Source organism: Brachybacterium subflavum (genome assembly GCF_009299795.1).
Lineage (GTDB): Bacteria > Actinomycetota > Actinomycetes > Actinomycetales > Dermabacteraceae > Brachybacterium > Brachybacterium subflavum.
This window is the reverse complement of the sequence record NZ_VIGP01000002.1, coordinates 190,858-207,008: the sequence shown is the minus strand read 5'-3', so window position 1 is coordinate 207,008 and position 16,151 is coordinate 190,858. Positions and strand designations below refer to the sequence as shown.

14 protein-coding genes and 1 tRNA gene are annotated in these 16,151 nt (G+C 72.2%); 12 read left to right on the top strand and 3 right to left on the bottom strand.

Annotation, left to right across the window (positions count from 1 at the left end; translation table 11 throughout):
• Window positions 1-3: 3 nt before the first annotated feature.
• The 6 genes from iolC to FHG10_RS04785 all read left to right on the top strand — a co-directional run bounded on the left by iolC (window position 4) and on the right by FHG10_RS04785 (window position 6,644).
• Window positions 4-1,029 (top strand): 5-dehydro-2-deoxygluconokinase, encoded by a 1,026-nt coding sequence (gene iolC / locus FHG10_RS04810; protein WP_152352194.1) that lies wholly within the window; start codon window positions 4-6, stop codon window positions 1,027-1,029.
• Window positions 1,026-1,928, top strand: a complete 903-nt coding sequence (locus tag FHG10_RS04805; protein ID WP_152352193.1) for a Cgl0159 family (beta/alpha)8-fold protein — start codon at window positions 1,026-1,028, stop codon at window positions 1,926-1,928. The genes iolC and FHG10_RS04805 overlap by 4 nt, the downstream gene beginning before the upstream one ends.
• 55 nt (window positions 1,929-1,983) lie before the next feature.
• Complete coding sequence (gene iolB, locus FHG10_RS04800; protein ID WP_152352192.1) at window positions 1,984-2,889, top strand: 5-deoxy-glucuronate isomerase; 906 nt, start codon at window positions 1,984-1,986, stop codon at window positions 2,887-2,889.
• A gap of 105 nt (window positions 2,890-2,994) precedes the next feature.
• Entirely contained in the window at window positions 2,995-4,041 is a 1,047-nt protein-coding gene (locus FHG10_RS04795; RefSeq protein WP_152352191.1) for a Gfo/Idh/MocA family protein, read from the top strand.
• 103 nt (window positions 4,042-4,144) lie between these two features.
• A complete protein-coding gene (locus FHG10_RS04790) occupies window positions 4,145-5,758 on the top strand; it encodes an MFS transporter (RefSeq protein WP_152352190.1) in 1,614 nt (537 codons plus the stop codon).
• A gap of 130 nt (window positions 5,759-5,888) precedes the next feature.
• The gene (locus FHG10_RS04785) at window positions 5,889-6,644 is read left to right on the top strand and encodes a GntR family transcriptional regulator (RefSeq protein ID WP_152352189.1); all 756 of its coding nucleotides are present in this window, start codon (window positions 5,889-5,891) and stop codon (window positions 6,642-6,644) included.
• Between the two features lie 26 nt (window positions 6,645-6,670).
• Here the strand turns inward: FHG10_RS04785 and FHG10_RS04780 are convergent, their stop codons facing one another.
• A complete protein-coding gene (locus FHG10_RS04780; protein WP_152352188.1) occupies window positions 6,671-8,131 on the bottom strand; it encodes an MFS transporter in 1,461 nt (486 codons plus the stop codon).
• 148 nt (window positions 8,132-8,279) lie between these two features.
• Between FHG10_RS04780 and FHG10_RS04775 the strand changes: the two genes are divergently transcribed.
• From FHG10_RS04775 to mnhG, 6 genes are read left to right on the top strand one after another with little or no spacing between them, the layout of a single operon-like run.
• Window positions 8,280-11,219: a Na+/H+ antiporter subunit A gene (locus FHG10_RS04775; RefSeq protein WP_152352187.1), complete on the top strand. Its 2,940-nt coding sequence runs from the start codon at window positions 8,280-8,282 to the stop codon at window positions 11,217-11,219.
• Complete coding sequence (locus tag FHG10_RS04770) at window positions 11,216-11,812, top strand: Na(+)/H(+) antiporter subunit C (protein ID WP_152352186.1); 597 nt, start codon at window positions 11,216-11,218, stop codon at window positions 11,810-11,812. The genes FHG10_RS04775 and FHG10_RS04770 overlap by 4 nt, the downstream gene beginning before the upstream one ends.
• Window positions 11,809-13,377, top strand: coding sequence for a Na+/H+ antiporter subunit D (locus FHG10_RS04765; RefSeq protein WP_152352185.1), 1,569 nt, complete (start codon window positions 11,809-11,811; stop codon window positions 13,375-13,377). The genes FHG10_RS04770 and FHG10_RS04765 overlap by 4 nt, the downstream gene beginning before the upstream one ends.
• Window positions 13,374-13,910 (top strand): Na+/H+ antiporter subunit E, encoded by a 537-nt coding sequence (locus FHG10_RS04760; RefSeq protein WP_152352184.1) that lies wholly within the window; start codon window positions 13,374-13,376, stop codon window positions 13,908-13,910. The genes FHG10_RS04765 and FHG10_RS04760 overlap by 4 nt, the downstream gene beginning before the upstream one ends.
• Window positions 13,907-14,671: a monovalent cation/H+ antiporter complex subunit F gene (locus FHG10_RS04755; protein WP_152352183.1), complete on the top strand. Its 765-nt coding sequence runs from the start codon at window positions 13,907-13,909 to the stop codon at window positions 14,669-14,671. Before FHG10_RS04760 ends, FHG10_RS04755 begins: the two co-directional genes overlap by 4 nt.
• Entirely contained in the window at window positions 14,668-15,270 is a 603-nt protein-coding gene (gene mnhG / locus FHG10_RS04750) for a monovalent cation/H(+) antiporter subunit G (protein ID WP_152352182.1), read from the top strand. Before FHG10_RS04755 ends, mnhG begins: the two co-directional genes overlap by 4 nt.
• 80 nt (window positions 15,271-15,350) lie before the next feature.
• On the opposite strand, the gene FHG10_RS04745 is transcribed toward mnhG, so the two are convergent.
• Window positions 15,351-15,956, bottom strand: a complete 606-nt coding sequence (locus FHG10_RS04745; RefSeq protein WP_152352181.1) for a flavin reductase family protein — start codon at window positions 15,954-15,956, stop codon at window positions 15,351-15,353.
• Window positions 15,957-16,049: 93 nt separating this feature from the next.
• Window positions 16,050-16,125, bottom strand: a tRNA-Phe gene (locus tag FHG10_RS04740).
• Window positions 16,126-16,151: the final 26 nt, after the last annotated feature.

Sequence of the window (16,151 nt, the reverse complement as noted above, 5' to 3'; positions counted from 1 at the left end):
TCCATGGCAGCAGCAGATCTCGACATCATCACCTTCGGCCGCAGCGGGGTCGACCTGTACCCGCTCGCTGTCGGCACCGGGCTCGAGGACGTGTACAGCTTCGGCAAGTTCCTGGGCGGCAGCCCCGCGAACGTCGCCGTCGCCGCGGCCCGCCTGGGCCACCGGCCCGCGGTGATCACGGGCGTGGGGGACGACCCCTTCGGCGGGTACGTGAAGCAGGAGCTCGTGCGCCTCGGGGTGGACGACGGCTTCGTCATCACCGCCGACGACCTCAACACCCCCATCACCTTCTGCGAGATCTACCCGCCCGATGACTTCCCGCTCTACTTCTACCGCAGGCCCAGCGCGCCGGACCTGCAGGTCCGTCCGGAGGACCTCGACCTCGGGGCGATCCGCGAGGTCCCGCTGTTCTGGTTCTCCGGCACCGGCCTCTCCGAGGAGCCCAGCCGCTCCGCGCACCATGCGGCCCTCGAGGCCCGCGGCCGCACCCGCCACACGGTCTTCGACCTCGACTACCGGCCGATGTTCTGGTCCTCGGTCGAGGAGGCCCGCGAGGAGTACCGTCGCGCCCTCCAGCACGCGACGGTCGCCGTGGGCAACCGCGAGGAGTGCGAGGTCGCCGTCGGCGAGACCGAGCCCGAGCGCGCGGCCGACGCCCTCCTCGAGGCGGGCGTCGAGATCGCCATCGTCAAGCAGGGACCCAAGGGCGTGCTCGGCAAGACCCGCGACGAGCGCGTCGAGGTCGCCCCGAACCTCATCCAGGTGATCAACGGCCTCGGCGCCGGCGACAGCTTCGGCGGGTCCCTGTGCCACGGCCTGCTCAGCGGCCAGTCGCTCACCGAGACCCTCACCCGCTGCAACGCGGCAGGCGCGATCGTCACCAGCCGCCTCGAGTGCTCGACCGCCATGCCGACGAACGAGGAGATCGACCTGCTGCTGGACGGCGGGGATCCCAACCACGGCCAGACCATCGACCAGATGCTCGCGGGGATCCGCTCCCGCGGCCTCGGGGAGGACGCGCAGCGATGAGCGCACTAAGAACCGGCGACGCCTTCGTCGACACCTACGAGGACGTCACCCGCGTCCGCATCGAGGACCCGGGACGGATCGGCCGGCTGCTCGCGCGCCGCGGGCGGCGCACCGTCGCCGACACCGACGGCTCGATGCTCATCGTCGCCGCCGACCACCCCGCCCGCGGGGCCCTCGGCGTGGGCGATCGCTCCGAGGCGATGGCCAGCCGCACGGGCATGCTCGACCGCATGCGCACCGCGCTCGCCGTGCCCGGCGTGGACGGCGTGCTCGGGACGGCCGACGTGCTCGAGGACCTCCTGCTGATGGGGGCGCTCGAGGACAAGGTCGTGTTCGCCTCCATGAACCGCGGCGGCCTGCAGGGCGGCTCCTGGGAGATCGAGGACCGCTTCACCTCCTACGACGCCGAGTCCATCGCGCGCTCCGGCTTCGCGGGCGGCAAGATGCTCACCCGCATCGACCTCGGCGACGACCGCACCTCGAAGACCCTGAAGTGGAGCGCCGAGGCGATCGACGCGCTCGCCGCGCGCGAGCTCATCGCCATGATCGAGCCCTTCTGGTCCTCGCGGCAGGGCGGCAGGGTCGTCAACGACCTCAGCCCGGAGGCCGTCATCCGCTCCATCCACGTCGCCCAGGGCCTCGGCGCCACCAGCGCCTACACGTGGCTCAAGCTGCCCGCGGTCCCGGACATGGCCCGCGTCATGGACGCGACCACGCTGCCCACCCTGATCCTCGGCGGCGACCCCGGCGCGACCGACCCGGAGGCCGTCTACGCGACCTGGCGCGAGGCGCTCGCCCGGCCCAACGTGCGCGGCCTCGTCGTCGGCCGCAGCCTGCTCTACCCGGCCGACGACGACGTGCGCGGGGCAGTGAGCACCGCCGCGAGCATGATCCGCTGACGTCCCGCCGTCCGCGGCACCGACACCACACCACCCCCGACGAAAGGGCGAGAGCATGAGCGAGCTGCACATCCCCGCGGGGACCTCGGCGCAGGCCCCCTACGACACCGTCATCGACCCCGGAGAGCGCGAGGACTGGGTCCACACCGGCCTGCGCGTCCTCGCGCTCGAGCCGGGAGGCTCCGCGCGCCTGGGCACCGGCCGCACCGAGATCATGGTCGTGCCCCTCAGCGGGGCCTGCTCCGTGCAGGTCTCCGACCGCGACGGCGACCACGACTTCGACCTCGCCGGGCGCAGCGACGTCTTCTCCTCGGCGTCCGACGTGGCCTACGCGGGCATCGAGTCCACCCTCGTCGTGCGCAGCGAGCAGGGCGGCCGCTTCGCCCTCGCGATCGCGGTCGCGACGTCCTTCCACCCGGCCGCGCGCGTGGCCGCCGAGGACGTGCCCGTCGAGGTCCGCGGCGGCGGGAACATGACGCGCCAGGTGCGCAACTTCGGCACCGTCGGCTCCTTCGACGACTGCGACTCGATCATCGCCTGCGAGGTCATCACCCCTGGCGGCAACTGGTCGAGCTACCCCGCCCACAAGCACGACGAGACGATCGAGGACCCCGAGCACCCGGAGTCCGAGCTCGAGGAGATCTACTACTACGAGATCCAGGACGCCCCCGACGGCGGTCCCGGCTTCGGGTACCACCAGACCACCTCCACCGACCCGGAGCGCCCGATCGACGTGCTCGCCGAGGTCCGCAGCGGCGACGTCGTGCTCGTGCCCCACGGCTGGCACGGCCCCTGCGCCGCGGCTCCCGGCCACGCCATGTACTACCTCAACGTGATGGCCGGCCCCGGCGCCGAGCGCGCCTGGAACATCACCGACCGCCCCGACCAGACCTGGGTGCGCGGCACCTGGGACGAGCTCGGGCCCGACCCGCGCCTGGTCGAGGGGGCCGACGGGGCCTGACGCCCCGTCCGCGCCTCCCGCCTGCGCGGGGCGCGCGCCGCCGTCACTCGCGCCCGCCACCCGTCCCGCGCCTCCCGCATCCACCCGCCTCGAAGGAGAGACCCCATGAGCACCACCCCGAGCACCTCCGCCTCCCTCCCCGCCGACGTCCGCGTCGGCGTCATCGGCGTCGGCCAGATGGGCGCCGACCATGTCGTGCGCATCCGCGAGCGCATCAAGGGCGCCCGCGTGAGCGTCGTGACCGACTTCTTCCGCGACAAGGCCCAGGAGATCGCCGACACCGTCCCCGGCGCGCGCGTCGTGGACACCCCCGAGGAGCTCATCGCCGCCGACGACGTCGACGCCGTGCTCATCGCGAGCCCCGGGACGTTCCACCGCGACCAGGCCATCGCCTGCATCGATGCCGGCAAGCCCGTGCTCTGCGAGAAGCCGCTCGCGATGAATCCGGAGGACGCCTACCAGGTCGTCGAGGCCGAGAAGGCCTCGGGCGGCCAGTACCTGTCGCTGGGCTTCATGCGCCGCTTCGACCGCGGCTACGCCGAGCTGCACGACGCAATCTCCTCGGGCGAGCTCGGCGAGATCAGCATCGTCAACTGCAAGCACCGCAACGCGACCACGCTGCCCGGCTTCGTCGACTCGATGATGGTGTACGACTCGGCCGTCCACGAGGTCGACGCCATCCACTACTTCCTCGACGAGCCGATCACCGGCGTGCAGGCCGTGCTGCCCGTCCCCGGCCCGCGGGCCGACGAGGGCCAGCACGACCCGATGCTGCTGCTGTTCCGCACCGCCTCGGGCCGCATCGTCACCGACGAGCTCTACGTCAACACCGCCTCGGGCTACGAGGTGCGCACCGAGGTGCTGGGCTCGAAGGGCATCGCCACCATCGGCCAGGAGTCCGGCCGCATCACCACCCACCTCGAGGGCTCCCGCTGGGGCGGCGAGATCCCCGGGGACTTCCGCCCCCGCTTCATCGACGCCTACGACGCCGAGGTCCAGGCCTGGATCGCGGCCGTCGCCGACGGCACCAACGTCGCCGAGCGCTCGGCCCGCGCGTGGGACGGCTATCTCGCCGCCGCCGCGTGCGAGGCCGCCGAGAAGGCTCTGACCGCGGACGGCTTCGTCCCGGTCGCGACGCGCGAGCGTCCCTGAGACCCCGGGGCCGACGCGCCGCCCCGCGCGGCGCGTCGGCCCCGCTCCCGTGCGCGGCCCGCCGGGCCCGCCCCGATCCGACCCTGTCCCCAGGAGGACGACGATGTCTTCACCCCGCTCCGAGCTGCCCGACGGGCACGTCCCGAGAACCGGCGAGATCCCGACCCTGGTCTCGCGGATCTCAGCCTCCGGCAAGCACCGCGGCCCGCTCGTGATCGCCGCCATCGCGACCATGGGCTCCCTGCTGTTCGGCTACGACACCGGCGTCATCGCGGGCGCCCTGCCCTACATGCACCTGCCCAGCGCCGCCGGCGGCCTGGGCCTGAGCGCCGCGGAGGAGGGCCTGGTCACCTCGCTGCTCGCCTTCGGCGCGGCCGCGGGCGCCCTGCTCGGCGGCCAGCTCAACGACCGCATCGGCCGGCGCCGCGCGATCATGCTGCTGGCGATCCTGTTCATCGTCGGCACGCTGGGCTGCACCCTCGCCCCGAACGTCGCCGTGATCGCGCCCTTCCGCTTCATCCTCGGCATGGCCGTCGGCGGCGCCTCCTCGACCGTCCCGCTGTACCTCGCGGAGGCCGCGCCCAAGCGGATCCGCGGGCCGCTGGTCGCGGTCGACCAGTTCATGATCGTCTTCGGCCAGTTCGTCGCCTACTCGCTGAACGCCGTCATCGCCCATATGCACTCGGCCCCGCAGGCCGTCGTCGAGGACGACCCCTCGGGCAGGTACCAGGCGGGGGAGACCGTGTCCTGGGACGTGCTCCAGCACATCCAGGGGATCGTCGTCTCCGACGGCAACGGCGAGGCCTGGCGCTGGATGCTCGTGCTCGCCACGATCCCCGCGATCGTGCTCTGGGTGGGCATGCGCGTGATGCCCGAGTCCCCGCGCTGGTTCGCCGCGAACAAGCGCTACTACGAGGTCATCGAGACCCTCAAGACCCTGCGCGATCCCGCCAAGGACGACGTCTCCGACGAGGTCGTCGAGATGGTCGAGCTCGAGGAGAAGCAGTCGCAGCAGGTCGAGTGGACGCTGCGGCAGGGCTTCCGGCGCCGCTGGGCGCGGCGCCTCATCCTCATCGGCATCATGCTGGGGATCTTCGACCAGCTCACGGGCATCAACACGGCCATGTGGTACATGCCCACGATCCTCGGTGCGGCCGGCTTCTCCACGGCCGACGCGATCACCCTGAACGTCGTCACCGGCGCCGTCTCCGCCGTCGGCTCGGCGGTCGGGCTGTACGTCGTCTACCGCTTCGCCCGCCGGCACGTGGGCATGGCCCAGGAGCTCGGCGTCGCGATCGCCCTGTTCGTCCTCGCGGCGCTCTTCCACTTCGGCGTCGAGCCCCACATGCGCGCCGACGGGTCGATCGCGGAGACCATCCCGACGCTCGTGCCGTGGCTGATCCTCGTGGTGGTCTCCCTGTTCGTCTTCGCCAAGCAGGCCGGCACCGTCACCTGGGTGCTGCTCGCGGAGATCTTCCCCGCGAAGATCCGCGGCGGCGCGCAGGGCATCTCCGTGGGCACGCTGTGGCTGTTCAACGGCATCGTCGCGGCGGTGTTCCCCTCGATGATGGCCGGCCTCGGCGGCGCGAAGACGTACCTGGTCTTCGCGATCATCAACGTGATCGCCTTCCTGTTCTACTGGCGCGTCGTCCCCGAGACCCGCGGGGTCTCCCTCGAGGAGTTCGAGGAGCGCTACCAGGCCGCCCACGGGGAATGACCCGCGGGCGCGCGGAGGCCGCGGCGGGGACCGGGACCCGGACGACCCCGGCTCCGCCGCGGCGCCGCACTGCCTGTGTACATTTGTCCGGACACGCGGCGCCGCAGCCGCGCCCGAGGAGGAGACGCCCATGACCGCGGACCCCGCGCGCCCCACCGAGCTGAGCATCCCCATCGAGCGCGGCTCGTCCACCCCGCTCTACCTCCAGCTCGCAGCGTCCATCGAGGGCGCGATCCGCGAGGGCACGCTGGTGCCCGGTTCGCGCATCGAGAACGAGCTGCAGCTCGCCAGCCGGCTCGGCCTCTCGCGCCCCACGGTCCGCCAGGGCATCCAGGAGCTGGTGGACAAGGGGCTGCTCGTGCGCAAGCGCGGGGTGGGCACCCAGGTCGTCGAGTCCCAGGTGAACCGTCCGGTGGCGCTGACCTCCCTCTACGACGACCTCGCGCGCGAGGGCAAGCATCCGCGCACCGAGGTGCTGGAGTACCGGATCGGACGGCCGACGGCCGAGGCGGCGGGACGCCTGCTGCTGGAGACCGGGGAGCTCGTCCTGGATCTCATGCGCGTGCGCTTCGCGGACGACGAGCCGCTCGCGGTCATGCGCAACACCCTGCCCGAGCGCATCGCCCCCAGCCGCGAGGACCTGCTCGAGAAGGGCCTGTACGCGGCGCTGCGGGAGCGCGGGATCGCCACGGCCGTCGGCCATCAGAGGATCGGCGCGATCACGGCCGACGAGGAGAACGCGGCGCTGCTGGGGGAGACCGTGGGCGCGGCGCTGCTGACGATGGACCGCAAGTCCTTCGCGAACGACGGCGGCGTCATCGAGTACGGCCACCACGTCTACCGCGCCTCGCGCTACTCCTTCGAGGTCACGCTCGTCGACGGCTGAGCGCCCGGAGGCTGAAGCCCGGGCGGCTAGGCACCCTGCCGCAGGTCGCTCGGCTCCAGGTCCCCGGCGCGGCCGGCGGCGCCGAGGCGGATGGGCACGAAGGCGAGCAGCCCCAGCGCGATCACGACGATGATCCCCAGGATGCCCATGCGCGTGTCGTGGAACAGCCACACGGTGAGCGAGAACGCCGCGGTGCCGAGGAAGCCGAGCGCGCGTCCCGTGGTGGCGTAGAGGCCGAAGTTCTCCGTCTCGTGCCCGGGCTCCGAGAGCCGCGTGAGCAGGTTCCGCGAGGAGGACTGCACGGGCCCGACGAACAGGCAGATCGCGAGCCCCGCGACCCAGAACACGATCTGCGCGTCGATCGCGAAGACCACCAGGCCCAGCACCACGATCGCCGCGCAGCCCGCGATGATCACGGCCCGCGAGCCCACGCGGTCGTCGATGCGCCCGCCGACGAACACGCCGATCCCGGCGACCAGGTTCGCGGCGATCCCGAACACGATCACCTCGACGGTGGAGAAGCCGTAGGCGTTGGCCGCGAGCACCCCGGCCACGGAGAACACCGCGCCGAGGCCGTCGCGGTAGATCGCGGAGGCGACGAGGTAGGCGAGGGTCACGGGCTCCTCGCGGAAGGCCCGGATCACCCGGCGCACGATGGTCGCGTACCCCTGCCACGGCGTCCATCGGACGCGGGCGACGCCGGCGCCAGGGGTCCCGTCGCCCGGGATCCGGCCCTCGAGCCCGGCCCTGCCGCGATGCCTCGGCGCCCACAGCATGAGGGGGAGGGTGCCCAGCAGGATCCAGACGGCGACGAACAGCGGGATCGCCCGCAGGTTCCAGCCGTCGTCCCCCGTGATGCCGAGGACCCCCGTCCCCGGCATCACGAACAGCACGAGGACCAGGCCCAAGCACACGATCGATCCCCAGTAGCCGACCGCCCACGCGGTGCCGGAGACGCGGCCGCGGTCGGCGGGCGTCGAGATCTCCGGCAGCACGGAGTTCACGAACACGCCGGCGAGCTCGGAGAAGACCACGCCCAGCGCTATCAGCGCCGCGCCCAGGGTGAGGAAGGCGGGGTCCCTGGCGATCAGCGGCATCAGCGCCACGGTCACCACGGTCGCGAGCGTCGTGACGCGCAGCAGGGTGTTGCGCGCCCCGCCGGAGTCGGCGAGGTTCCCCAGCAGCGGGGCGAGCAGGGCGATGGCGACCGCGCCGGCCGCCTGCCAGGAGGTGAGGACCTGGGAGCCGTGGTCCTGGGCGACCTTGAGGGCCTCCTCGCCCACGGCGCCCTGGGTCGCGACCGCGTTCGTCACGTAGGTCGCGAACACGAAGGTGAGGATCACGGAGCTGAAGGCGGACATGCCCCCGTCCCAGAGGGCGAAGGAGACCTTCGCCCTGCGTCCCCCGCGCGCGGGGGACGAGTGGGCGGAGGAGGAGGCGGGCCCGGACGGGCCGGGAGCGACGGACCCAGCGGTGGGGGAGGCCATGGGAGCACTCTAGGGGGCGCGCCGCGCCGTATTCCCGATCCGTCTGCGGATCGGTGCGGGATGCCCGACATCCCAAGGCCCAGCGGCGCCCCAGGGCGAACAGATAAAATATTCATGATCCCCCGCCCCCACCACGGACGGAGAGCGTGTGCTCCTTGTGCTCGTCGCCCACCTCGCAGCCGCCCTCCTGGGCCCGGTTGCGGTGCGCGCGATCGGGCGCAACGCGTTCTATCCGCTCGCCGTGGTCCCCGCGCTCAGCGCGGTCTGGCTCGCGAGCATGTCCCCGGCGCAGCTCGCCGAGGAGCCCCGCGTCGAGTCGGTCCCCTGGATCCCGCAGCTCGGGATCTCCCTGACGTTCCGCCTGGACACCCTGAGCTGGGTGATGGCGCTGCTGGCCACCGGGGTCGGCACCCTCGTGCTGCTCTACTGCGCCCGCTACTTCAAGGACACCGAGCCGGGGCTGGGGCGCTTCGCGGGCGTGCTCACCGCCTTCGCCGGGGCGATGGTGGGGCTGGTCCTGGCCGACGACGTCATGGTGATGTTCGTCTTCTGGGAGCTCACCACGATCTTCTCCTACCTGCTCATCGGCCACTACGCCGAGAAGCAGGCCTCGCGCCGCGCCGCGATCAACGCGCTGATCTCGACGACCGCCGGCGGGCTCGCGATGTTCGTCGGCCTGCTCATGCTCGGCGAGCGCGCGGGCACCCTGAGCCTCGCCGGGATCGTCGAGGACCCCATGTGGCGCGCGCCCGACGCCTTCCTGGTCACCGCCCTGCTGCTGATCGTCGCGGGCGCCGCGAGCAAGTCCGCGCTGCTCCCCACGCACTTCTGGCTGCCGGGGGCGATGGCGGCCCCCACGCCCGTCTCCGCCTATCTGCACGCGGCGGCGATGGTGAAGGCGGGCGTCTACATGGTGCTGCGGCTGGACCCCGCGATCGCGCACGTCTCCTCCGTGGGGACGGTGATCGCGGTGCTCGGCGCGGCGACGATGCTGCTGGGCGGATGGCGCGCCCTGCGCCAGACCGACATCAAGCTGCTGCTGGCCTACGGGACCGTCTCCCAGCTCGGCTTCCTGATGGCCGTCGCCGGCATCGCCACCCCCGATGCTGCCCTCGCCGCGACCGCGATGCTCATCGCCCATGCCGCCTTCAAGGCCCCGCTGTTCATGGTCGTCGGCATCATCGACAAGAAGTTCGGCACCCGCGACCTCCGCATGCTCTCGGGGGTGTGGCGGGTCGCGCCCGTGGTCGCGGCCATCGGCGTGCTCTCCGCCGCCTCCATGGCGGCGGTCCCGCCGCTGCTGGGCTTCGTCGCCAAGGAGGCCATCTTCACCGCGCTCTGGGAGGGCGGGACGGGACAGCGCGTGCTGCTGATCGCCCTGGTCGTCGGGTCGATCCTCACCGTCGCCTACTCGTGGCGCTTCGTCGTCGGCGCTTTCGGCCGCGCCGGCGGCGCGCCGCCCGTGCGGGCCGTGCGGATCCCCTGGGGGTTCTGGGCGCCGCCGGCGGTCATCGTCGCCGCGAGCCTCGCCCTGCCGTTCGCGAGCCACCCCTTCGAGGAGGTCCTGCGCGGCTTCTCCGAGACGGTCCCCGCGCTGGGGGAGCACGTGGAGCACGGGGCCGTGCACCTCACGATGCTCCCGCACCTGGGCGTGCCGCTCGCGCTCAGCGGACTCGCCCTCGGGCTGGGCGCCGTGCTCGCCGTCCTCGCCCGCCCGCTCGAGCGCTTCCAGCGCGCGGTCTCCCCGCAGCGCTGGACCGACGGCCGGATCGGGGTGCTGCTCGACGCCGAGCGCGGCTTCCGCGCGATCATGCGCGCGGTCGACGGCCTCGCCATCCTCGTCACCCCGCTCTACCAGAGGGGATCGCTCCCGTTCACCCTGGGCACGATGCTCGTGGTGACCATCGCGCTCGCCGCGCCGATCCTGTTCTGGCAGAACCCGTTGCCGGACAACCTCGTGCCCTTCGTGACGCCGGTCGAGATCCTGCTGCTCGTGGTCGCGGCCGTCGCGGCGATCGGCGCCGCGCGGGCCCGTCGGCGCCTGCGCGCGGTCTTCCTCATCACCGTCACCGGATACGTCGTGGCGCTGTACTTCCTGCTCGCCGGCGCCCCGGACGTCGCCATGACGCAGGTGCTCGTCGAGACGATGATGACGGTCGTGCTCGTGCTCGCGCTGCGCCGCCTGCCGATCTACTTCTCCCGCCGCCCGCTGGATCTGGACCGCTGGGTGCGCTGGGCGATCGCGATCGGCACCGCCGCGGCCATGTGCGGCGTCGCCGTCTACGCCGCCGCCGCACGCACCCAGGCGCCGCTGGGCAAGGACCTCATCGAGGCCGCGTACACGATCGGGGGCGGCCACAACGTCGTCAACGTGACCCTCGTGGACGCGCGCGTCTGGGACACCTTCGGCGAGATCTCCGTGCTGCTCGTGGTCGCCACGGGCGTCGCCTCCCTGATCTTCGTGACCCGTCGCGAGCAGGCGATCTCGCGCGTCAGCAGCCTGCGGTCCGGCCGCACCATCTGGAACCGGCGGATCGACGGCGAGCTGCCGCGCAACCTCCTGGAGTTCGACACCCGGCCCGAGGACGTGGCGGGCAACCGCTGGCGCACGTGGCTCTCGGCAGGGCGCACCCTCGCCCCGCAGCGGCGCATGGTGGTCCTCGAGGTCATCACCCGGCTGTCGTTCCCGCTGATGATGATGTTCTCGGTGTACCTGCTGATGGCCGGGCACAACCATCCCGGCGGCGGCTTCGCGGGCGGGCTGGTCGCGGGCATCGCGCTGACCCTGCGCTACATCGCGGGCGGCCGCTACGAGCTGTCCGAGGCCGCGCCCGTGCAGGCGGGCCTGGTGCTGGGCGTCGGCATGGCCACGGCCGTGCTCGCCGGAGTGGTGCCCGTCGCCTTCGGGGGCAGCGTCTTCTCGACCGCGACCCCTGTGCTCCACGTGCCCGTCCTCGGTGAGGTGCACCTGCCCACGGCGCTGCTGTTCGACGTGGGGGTGTACCTCGTGGTGATCGGTGTCGTCCTCGACATCCTGCGCAGCCTGGGCTCCCAGATCGACCTGCACCAGGAGGCTGAGGACGGATGACCGTGAGCCTCGCCCTCGTGCTGACCGCCGGCGTCCTCATCGCCTGCGGCGTCTATCTCGTGCTCGAGCGCACCCTCACCCGGATCATCCTGGGCTTCGTGCTGCTGGGCAACGGGGTGAACCTCCTGTTCATCCTCGCCGCGGGGCCGTGGGGCTCGCCTCCGTTCGAGGGCTCCGACGACCCGGAGAACATGACCGACCCCCTGCCCTTCGCGATGGTGCTCACCGCGATCGTCATCACCCTGGGGGTGACCGCGTTCGTGATGGCGCTGGCCTACCGGGCCTGGCAGCTGTTCGGCCACGACGAGGTGCCCGACGACGTCGAGGACCGCCGCGTGCTGCGCCGCTCCCGCGCCCGCACCGGTCAGGGCATCGAGGTGGGCTGGGCCGACGCCCTCGACGAGGACGCCCGGCGCGGCGCACTGAAGGCGTCACAGGGGCTGCGCGCCCCCGAGGAGGAGGAGAACCCGCTGGGAGAGGACCTCACGGGCGATCAGGACGTGCCCCAGGACTACACGGAGGCCGACGAGGCCGAGGACCAGCCCGACGAGCAGTCCGGAGCACCGGCCGAGGACCAGGAGGACCGCGCATGAGCGTCGCACTGCTCCTCGCCCTGCCCGTGGTGCTGCCGCTCGGCGGCGCCGCCTTCACCCTGATCCTGCGCCACCACGCCGTGCTGCAGCGCGCGGTCTCCACGACGACCCTGGTCGCGATCCTCGCGGTCGCCCTCGCCGTCGGCTATCGCGTCACGGTCGACGGCACGCTCGTGCTGCAGATCGCGAGCTGGACGCCGCGCCTGGGGATCGTGCTGGTCGCCGACCGGCTGACGGCTCTCATGCTCGTGGTCTCGAGCATCGTCACCCTCGCCGTGCTCGTGTACTCGAGCACGCAGTCCGTCAGCGAGAACACCGAGCGCACCCCCGTCGCGATCTACCACCCGACCTACCTGGTGCTGGTCGCCGGCGTCTCCAACGCGTTCCTCGCGGGGGACCTGTTCAACCTCTACGTGAGCTTCGAGATCCTGCTGGCCGCGAGCTACGTGCTGCTCACCCTGGGCGGGTCCGCGAGCCGCATCCGCGCTGCGACCACGTACGTGATCGTCTCGCTGCTGAGCTCGGTGATCTTCCTGGCCGGCATCGCCGCGGTGTACGCAGCGGTGGGCACGGTGAACCTGGCCGAGCTGGCCGTGCGCCTGGACCAGCTGCCGGACTCCACGCGCATGGGGCTCGAGCTGATGCTGCTGGTCGCCTTCGCCATCAAGGCCGCGATCTTCCCGCTCAGCGCGTGGCTGCCCGACTCGTACCCGACGGCGCCCGCGCCGGTCACGGCCGTGTTCGCGGGCCTGCTCACGAAGGTCGGCATCTACGCGATCATCCGCCTGGAGACCCTGCTGTTCCCGGCCTCCCAGCTGGAGACCCTGCTGCTGGCGGCCGCCGGGGCCAGCCTGGTGATCGGGATCCTGGGCGCGGTCGCGCAGACCGATCTCAAGCGCGTGCTGTCCTTCACCCTGGTCTCGCACATGGGCTTCATGCTCTTCGGCATCGGCGTCACCACCCGTCTGGCGATCGCCTCGACCATCTACTACGTCGCCCACCACATCACCGTGCAGTCCACGCTGTTCCTGGCGGCCGGGCTCATCGAGCACCGTGCGGGCACCACGAACCTGGGGCGCCTGGGAGGTCTCGCGAAGGCCGCCCCTCTGCTCGCGATCATCTTCTTCGTGCCGGCGATGAACCTCTCGGGCATCCCGCCCTTCTCCGGCTTCCTGGGCAAGGTGGGCCTCGTGGAGGCCGGCATCGCGCGCGGCAACACGGCCTCGTGGATCCTGGTCGTGATCAGCGTGGTGACGAGCCTGCTCACGCTGTATGCGATCGCGAAGATCTGGAACCGCGCGTTCTGGCAGAAGGCGCCGCAGGGGACGGACATCGAGCGGGACGGTGAGCGGGTGCCGGCCCTCATGTACGGCGCGACGGGGGCGCTCGTCGTGGTCTCGCTGCTGCTGACCGTGCTCGCGGGGCCGCTCATGCACTTCGCCGACGAGGCGGCCCGCTCCGTCCTGGACCGCAGTCCCTACGTGAGCGCGGTCCTCGGCGACGACGCCGCCGACCAGCTCGCCTGGCGCATCGGCGACGACGGCACCCGGGTGGAGGAGCGATGAGGGGGATGCTGCGCGAGCTGCCGAGCCGCTGGCTGGGCCTGCTGGTCGCGACCGTGTTCTGGTGCCTGCTGTGGGGCGGGTTCTCGGCGTCCGACGTGCTGGGCGGCCTGGTCGTCGCCGTGCTCGTCTACGTGCTCTTCCCGCTGCCGTCCATGGCGCGCGAGGTGACGCTGCGGCCGTTCGCCTTCGTGTGGCTGGTGGCGCGGTTCCTGTGGGACATGACCGTCTCGGCGGTGCAGATCGCCTGGTGGGCGGTGCGGCCCGGGCCGGAGCCGCCCACGGCGGTGATCGCCGTCGAGCTGGTCTCGCGCTCCGACCTGTTCCTCACCTTCACCGCCGCGCTGTCCACGCTGATCCCCGGCTCCGTCGTCGTCGAGGCGCAGCGCGCCACCGGAACCCTGTTCCTGCATGTCATCGGGGTGGGCGACGAGGTCGGCGCCGAGCAGGCGCGCGAGCGGGCCCGGCAGCAGGAGCTGCGTCTGCTGCGGGCGCTCGCCCGGGGCGAGGTGCTCGAGGGGGCGGGGCTGCGATGATCATGGGGAACGCGGATGCGCTCGACGTGGCGCTGATGGTGATCGCGGGGATCCTCGCGCTCGCGGCGCTGCCCGCCGTGCATCGGATGATCGTCGGCCCGACCATCCTGGATCGAGCCGTCGCCTCGGACATGCTCATCGTCCTGGTGGTCGCGGGGATGGCGCTGTACACGGCGGCGACGGGGACGAGCTACGGGGTGGCGCCCATGCTCGGGCTCACCGCGCTCGCCTTCGTCGGCACGCTCGCGGTTGCCCGCTTCGTCTCCCGCGATCGGGTGAGGTCGGGCGCTGCCCGACTGCCGGAGGATCCCGACGCCCTGCAGTCGGACACGCTCGCCTCGGACCCGCCCGGCGCGGAGGCCGCGGACGCGGAGGGCACGGACGCCGCAGGCGCCGTCGAGGAGGCGGTCGACGCCGCGGGCGCCGGCGCAGGGCCGGATGCCGTGGAGCGCGTCGCGACGGCGTCCGGTGCGCAGTCCGGGGCGGGGCCCGGTGCGGCCGCGGGCGGCGAGGAGGCCGACGAGGTCCCGGTGGCCCGTGCACCCTTCACCGACGACGGCCCGGGTCCGCGCTCTCCCTCGCATCCCGTCGGCCCCCATGCCGTCGCGGGAGGTGCGGCGCCGCGCCTGCCGGGACCGGCCGCCGGGTCCCTCGCCTCCGGCCTCGACGTCCATGAGGCCGATGGAGGCGCCGAGGATGCCGGACCGAGCGCCCGGGGTTCCGACGGCCGCGGCGGCGAGTCCGGGGGTGAGGAGCGATGAGCGCGATGGACGTGATCGGACTGGTGCTCATCGCGCTCGGCGCGCTGTTCGCCCTGGTCGCCTCGATCGGTCTCGAGCGCTTCAGCGACGTGCTGCGGCGCATGCACGCCGTCTCCAAGCCCCAGACCGTCGGCCTGCTGCTCGTCCTCGCCGGGACGGCGCTGATCGCCGGGAGCTGGGCGATCGCCGGTTCGATGCTGCTGGTGATGCTCGCGCAGATGGCCACCGTGACCGTCTCGAGCACGATGGTGGGACGGGCCGCGTTCCGCCGCGGCTTCGTCTCCGGCAGCGCCTACACGATCGACGAGCTCACCCCGCGGCTCGCGGCGACGTTCGACGAGGACGACGACGAGGACGGCTTCGTCGACGAGACCCAGGGCCCGCACCTGGGGGAGGAGGAGCCCCCCGAGCGCTTCCCCGAGAACGTGGTGGGCGGCGCCCACGAGCACGCGGATCTCTCGAACCTCTCGAACTGGGACGAGCCCGAGGACGAGAGCGGTCCCACGTCGCTGGACCTCGATATCGACCTCGAGGACGAGACCGAGAAGGAGCTCGAGGACGTCGTCGAGCGGCGGGGCCGCGACGAGGACGGCATCTGAGGGCAGGGTTCGCCTTGTCGTCGGCCTCCAGGGCCGATCGGCCCATCGGCCCATCGGCCCGTCGGACTCCCGGCGCTCGCTCAGTCGGGCCGGCGCATGTCGAACCGCTGCGCTCGATCGATGCTGAAGTACGCCGTGGGACCGCCGCCGCGCAGCACCGGGTCGGCCGCTACCGTGTCGAAGACGCCGTCCACCAGGACGGACTCCTCCAGGTGCACGCCCACGACCTCGCCCACGGTGAACCACGAGCCGGTGGAGCCTCCGACCGAGGTCCGCAGGTCGATGATCTGCGTGACCCTGCACTCGAAGCTCACCGGTGAGGCGGCCACCCGTGGGGGACCGACCTCGATCGAGGGGGCGGCGACGATGCCAGCGGCGTCGAACTCGTCGACCTCGGCCGTGGTCGAGGAGGAGTTCATCTGCTCGGCCTGCGCGCGCGAGACCAGGTTCCAGGTGAACTCCCCGGTCGCCTCGCAGTTGGCCACGGTGTCCTTCCAGCCGTTGCTGGAGAAGCCGATCAGCGGGGGCGTGTAGTTGAGGGCGTTGAAGAACGAGTACGGGGCGAGGTTCCTCGCGCCGTGCGCGTCGACGGTGGCGATCCACCCGATGGGCCGCGGCGCCACGATGGCGTTGAACGGGTCATGGGGGAGCCGGTGCCCCTCGGACGGGCGGTAGAAATGGGTCACCCGGCCATTCCAGCACGCGCGGGAGGCGTCGAGCTGCGGTGATGGGGGAGCGCATGAGAAGAGGCCCTCACGCGTGTGCGTGAGGGCCTCCGGTGGTGGCTCCGACCGGCGTCGATCCGGTGACCTTTCGATTTTCAGTCGAACGCTCTACCAACTGAGCTACAGAGCCGCGGCTCGCGGGCGAGCCGGAGTCAA

Excerpts from the sequence above, each read along its gene's own strand:
- FHG10_RS04790 (WP_152352190.1), top strand. The coding sequence starts at position 4,145 with ATGTCTTCACCCCGCTCCGAGCTGCCCGACGGGCACGTCCCGAGAACC.
- mnhG (WP_152352182.1), top strand. The coding sequence starts at position 14,668 with ATGAGCGCGATGGACGTGATCGGACTGGTGCTCATCGCGCTCGGCGCG.
- FHG10_RS04765 (WP_152352185.1), top strand. The coding sequence starts at position 11,809 with ATGAGCGTCGCACTGCTCCTCGCCCTGCCCGTGGTGCTGCCGCTCGGC.
- FHG10_RS04780 (WP_152352188.1), bottom strand. The coding sequence starts at position 8,131 with ATGGCCTCCCCCACCGCTGGGTCCGTCGCTCCCGGCCCGTCCGGGCCC.
- FHG10_RS04760 (WP_152352184.1), top strand. The coding sequence starts at position 13,374 with ATGAGGGGGATGCTGCGCGAGCTGCCGAGCCGCTGGCTGGGCCTGCTG.
- iolB (WP_152352192.1), top strand. The coding sequence starts at position 1,984 with ATGAGCGAGCTGCACATCCCCGCGGGGACCTCGGCGCAGGCCCCCTAC.
- iolC (WP_152352194.1), top strand. The coding sequence starts at position 4 with ATGGCAGCAGCAGATCTCGACATCATCACCTTCGGCCGCAGCGGGGTC.
- FHG10_RS04795 (WP_152352191.1), top strand. The coding sequence starts at position 2,995 with ATGAGCACCACCCCGAGCACCTCCGCCTCCCTCCCCGCCGACGTCCGC.
- FHG10_RS04805 (WP_152352193.1), top strand. The coding sequence starts at position 1,026 with ATGAGCGCACTAAGAACCGGCGACGCCTTCGTCGACACCTACGAGGAC.
- FHG10_RS04770 (WP_152352186.1), top strand. The coding sequence starts at position 11,216 with ATGACCGTGAGCCTCGCCCTCGTGCTGACCGCCGGCGTCCTCATCGCC.
- FHG10_RS04755 (WP_152352183.1), top strand. The coding sequence starts at position 13,907 with ATGATCATGGGGAACGCGGATGCGCTCGACGTGGCGCTGATGGTGATC.
- FHG10_RS04785 (WP_152352189.1), top strand. The coding sequence starts at position 5,889 with ATGACCGCGGACCCCGCGCGCCCCACCGAGCTGAGCATCCCCATCGAG.